Annotated in this window: 10 protein-coding genes; all 10 read right to left on the bottom strand. The window is 24.0% G+C overall.

What is annotated here, in order from left to right:
• Positions 1–162: 162 nt before the first annotated feature.
• Positions 163–297 (bottom strand): hypothetical protein, encoded by a 135-nt coding sequence (locus C6B38_RS11805; protein ID WP_255401050.1) that lies wholly within the window; start codon positions 295–297, stop codon positions 163–165.
• 2 nt (positions 298–299) lie between these two features.
• Positions 300–458 (bottom strand): hypothetical protein, encoded by a 159-nt coding sequence (locus tag C6B38_RS09580; RefSeq protein WP_162475794.1) that lies wholly within the window; start codon positions 456–458, stop codon positions 300–302.
• Positions 459–473: 15 nt separating this feature from the next.
• The gene (locus C6B38_RS01625; RefSeq protein WP_105298404.1) at positions 474–680 is read right to left on the bottom strand and encodes a hypothetical protein; all 207 of its coding nucleotides are present in this window, start codon (positions 678–680) and stop codon (positions 474–476) included.
• Positions 680–1063 carry a pentapeptide repeat-containing protein gene (locus C6B38_RS01620; RefSeq protein WP_105298403.1) on the bottom strand — a complete coding sequence of 128 codons (384 nt, stop codon included), beginning with the start codon at positions 1061–1063 and terminating at the stop codon, positions 680–682. The genes C6B38_RS01625 and C6B38_RS01620 overlap by 1 nt, the downstream gene beginning before the upstream one ends.
• A gap of 1 nt (position 1064) precedes the next feature.
• Positions 1065–1538 carry a pentapeptide repeat-containing protein gene (locus tag C6B38_RS01615; RefSeq protein ID WP_105298402.1) on the bottom strand — a complete coding sequence of 158 codons (474 nt, stop codon included), beginning with the start codon at positions 1536–1538 and terminating at the stop codon, positions 1065–1067.
• A gap of 1 nt (position 1539) precedes the next feature.
• Positions 1540–1782 carry a hypothetical protein gene (locus tag C6B38_RS01610; RefSeq protein ID WP_105298401.1) on the bottom strand — a complete coding sequence of 81 codons (243 nt, stop codon included), beginning with the start codon at positions 1780–1782 and terminating at the stop codon, positions 1540–1542.
• A gap of 1 nt (position 1783) precedes the next feature.
• Positions 1784–1921 carry a hypothetical protein gene (locus C6B38_RS09575; RefSeq protein WP_162475793.1) on the bottom strand — a complete coding sequence of 46 codons (138 nt, stop codon included), beginning with the start codon at positions 1919–1921 and terminating at the stop codon, positions 1784–1786.
• Between the two features lie 53 nt (positions 1922–1974).
• Positions 1975–2169 (bottom strand): hypothetical protein, encoded by a 195-nt coding sequence (locus C6B38_RS01605; RefSeq protein ID WP_071937505.1) that lies wholly within the window; start codon positions 2167–2169, stop codon positions 1975–1977.
• Between the two features lie 5 nt (positions 2170–2174).
• Positions 2175–2333, bottom strand: coding sequence for a hypothetical protein (locus C6B38_RS09570; protein WP_162475792.1), 159 nt, complete (start codon positions 2331–2333; stop codon positions 2175–2177).
• A 493-nt stretch (positions 2334–2826) separates the two neighbouring features.
• Positions 2827–3075: hypothetical protein (locus C6B38_RS09565; protein WP_162475791.1), on the bottom strand; the 249-nt coding region annotated here is incomplete at its 5' end.

Raw genomic sequence — 3075 nt, 5'->3', positions numbered from 1 at the left:
AAAATCTTCTTTATATAATATTTGTTGTTTTAATTCAAATTCTTTATCTAAATTTTGATTAAAATAATGTGCCATTCATTCTAATTGTGCTTTAAGTGCTTCATTTTCTTCTTTTAGTTTGTTAAATTTAATTGATTCTGTTATATTCATTATTCATCCTCCTTAATTTTTATAATTATTAACTATATTTTGATAATGTTTTTCACAAGCATATGTTCTTAAAATTCTATTATCAAAATCTTTTTTATCAATTTTGTATTCTACTTTTTCTTTACAATTTGAATGTGGACATTTCATAATTATTCATCCTCCTCAATAACAGTTAATTGGGCTAATTGTTCTTTAAGTGCTTTATTTTCTGCTTTAAGTGTTCGTATTTTGCTATTAAGTGCATCAATTTCTCATTTAATTGAATGAATGCGGCTATTAAGTACATCAATTAATTCTGTTATATCCATTATTCATCCTCCTCACTAGCAATATGAAATAAGGCAATTAGCACATACATAATGCAATTTAGCTTTAAAATTTTGTCTTAATTCTCTAGCAGAACATTCGCTAACAATAAAATCAATTTCTTTTTGTGTATATCTTTCATCTGAAAAAGACCAATAATAACCATCATAAGGAATATTAAATCCGTCTTCTTGACAATCTTCACAATATTTTCTTTTTCCCATTATTCATCCTCCTCAATAACAATTAATTGGTCTAATTGTTGTTGTGTTATTTTAATATCTTTTAAATCAGCCCATCGTAAATCAGCCCATCGTAAATCAGCATCTCTTAAATCAGCACATCGTAAATCAGCATCTTGTAAATTCACACCTATTAAATAAGTACCTTGTAAATCAGCACCCTCTAATTTAGCACATCGTAAATCAGCACCTATTAAAATAGCATCTTGTAATTTAGCCCATCGTAAATTAGCATAAGTTAAATTAGCACTATTTAAATCAGCACCTCGTAAATCTAATGTTTCACTTTCTAAATATTTACTGATTTGATTTTGTTCAACATCAATTCCTGTTAAATCTTTAATTAAAGCTTGTAATGTTTTCATTTTATAATTCCTCCTCAATAACAGTTAATTGGTCTAATTGTTTTTTAGTAATTTTTATACCCTTTAAGTGAGCACCTTGTAAGTTTGCTTTTTGTAAATAAGCACTAGTCAAATCAGCATTGTATAAGTTAGTTTCTTCTAAATTTGCATTGTATAAGTTAGCTTCTTCTAAATTTGCTTTTTCTAAATTAGCATTTCGTAAATTAACACTTTGTAACTTAGCATCTTGTAAATCAGCAAATTGTAAGTCAACACCCTTTAAATTAGCAAATTGCAACTTAGCACCACTTAAATCAGCATCTTCTAAATAAGCACCAGTTAACTTAGTACCTTGTAATTTAGCTCCTTGTAAATCAGCACCTTGTAAATCAGCACCTTGTAAATCTAATGCTTCATGTTCTAAATAATTATTTATTTGATTTTGTTCAACACTAACTCCTGTCAAATCTTTAATCATATCTTGTAATTTTTTCATTTTATAATTCCTCCCCACATGTATGACAATTCAAATAAGAAAAATTATTTTTGAGATATTTTACATAATTACATATCATTTCAAATTCACCCTCTATATTGATAACTATTGACCATTGTTTTGATTTAGAATATTTACATTCTTGACAATGATCACAATCACATTCAATTCATTGTTCTAAATCACAATAATCATTAATTCTAAATTTATCTTTATATTTTGTATTAAATTCTTCTTTTGTCATATTAAATTTCCTCCAAATTCTTTTCCATAATTAATTTTTCAATATAGTCATAAGCACTTTCTTCTGAATGACATTCTTCTAATGCTTCATTAAATAAATCTTCTTCTGTATAAACTTTGCCATCTTCATCTTTTCACATATTATTTATGCTCTTTACAAATTTCATTTATTCTTTTTCGTAATTCACATTTTTTACATTTTTGATAAATTCTTAAATAGTTGATTTCACAATGGATTATTTACAACTTCATCTATTGCTTTTTTAATATCTTCGTCACTTTTTTCTCAAATAGTATCAATGTCAGTTTGACTGGTTTTAAATTTTGCTTCTTCTAATTTTTTATCTAAATAATTATCAATATCTTTTTTAGCAACATATTTTTTCATATTATTTACCTTTTTCATTCAATATCTTTTAAATCAATAATTGCCGTTGATAAGCCATAATTATTATTTTCAATTTTTTCTCGCACTTTTGCTTCTTCTAGTGTGTAATAAGCATAAGTAGATAAATATTCATTTTTAATAATTAATAAGTATTTTTTAGTCATAATTTAATTCCTCCTAATTTTGTTTACCTAATGCTCAATGTTCATCAGTAATTTGATCTTTTGAAACTGGATAACTTCTAAGCATTAATTCATTTATTTTGTTGATAATTTTTTTATTTAACTTTTTCATCTTTACCTCCTTAAAAATTTCTTTGGTTAATTTTTTTTATTATTTTGATACTTAATAAATAAAAAGTTGGTAAGCATATTGTGTTTACAATTAAAACTCCGATTATTATTTGTTCTATATTTAAAATTCCGAGATTTAATCAAAAAAGTATAAAATCAATTGGAAAATAAATTATTAAATTTATTAATAATAGTAGGATAATTTTTCAGAAATTATGACATTTTATTAAATAAATAATCCTTAATAAAATTGCTAATAAACCAGTTCCTAAATTTCAACATAATGATCCTAGCGTAAAACCTCATAATGATAAATCAACTAATAAATGACCAACAAAACCAATAAATAAACATCAATATCAATTTAAAATAAAAGTATAAAATCAATTGGAAAATAAATTATTAAATTTATTAATAATAGTAGGATAATTTTTCAGAAATTATGACATTTTATTAAATAAATAATCCTTAATAAAATTGCTAATAAACCAGTTCCTAAATTTCAACATAATGATCCTAGCGTAAAACCTCATAATGATAAATCAACTAATAAATGACCAACAAAACCAATAAATAAACATCAATATCAATTTAAAATAAAAGTACTAATAAA

The sequence above is a fragment of the Spiroplasma sp. ChiS genome (assembly GCF_002968355.1).
GTDB classification, from domain to species: Bacteria; Bacillota_I; Bacilli_A; order Mycoplasmatales; family Mycoplasmataceae; genus Spiroplasma; species Spiroplasma citri.
Note: the sequence above shows the minus strand (reverse complement) of the source record. Positions and strands in the feature narration are given on the sequence as shown.